This is a genomic window from Bradyrhizobium sp. CCBAU 11357 (assembly GCF_028128865.1).
In the GTDB taxonomy this organism is placed as follows: domain Bacteria; phylum Pseudomonadota; class Alphaproteobacteria; order Rhizobiales; family Xanthobacteraceae; genus Bradyrhizobium.
In genome coordinates, this window is sequence record NZ_LBJW01000026.1 from 1 (window position 1) to 453 (window position 453).

General features: G+C 69.3%; 1 protein-coding gene. It reads right to left on the reverse strand.

Features of this window, described 5'->3' with window-relative positions; translation table 11 throughout:
* Positions 1-453, reverse strand: a 453-nt coding sequence (locus XI05_RS08900) for a DUF1522 domain-containing protein (RefSeq protein ID WP_271500693.1), incomplete at both ends; no start/stop codon positions are given.

Genomic DNA, 453 nt, shown 5'->3' on the forward strand with positions numbered 1-453 from the left:
TCAGGCCGAGGGCCTTGAGCAGGTCGGCCTTGCCGGTGACGCTCAGATCCGCGCCCGTCGAGCTCTTCAGCGTGACGGCGCCCGCACCAACGCTCGAAGCGGTCTGGTTGACGCTGGTCGCGATCGTCGCAGCACCGGAGCTGATCGACACCGTCTTGACGCCGCTGGCCAGATCGATCGCACTCAAGAGATCGCTGACGGACGCAGCCGGAGTGCCGGCGGTGCCGAGATAGACCGTGGTGTTGCCGTTGCCGTCGGTGACGAGGTTGCCGCTGACGCCAGAGCCGGTCGGAACGGCGGTCGCAGCCGGCGCGGTGCCGGAGCGGAAGGTGATGGTCTTGCCGTTGACGGTCAGCGTGTCGCCGTCGGCGGGCTGGGCGTTGCTGGCAAGGCCGGTTGCGGTGGTGCCGTTGGTGGCGATCAGGGTGATCGCGCCGGTCAGGGCCGTGGTGC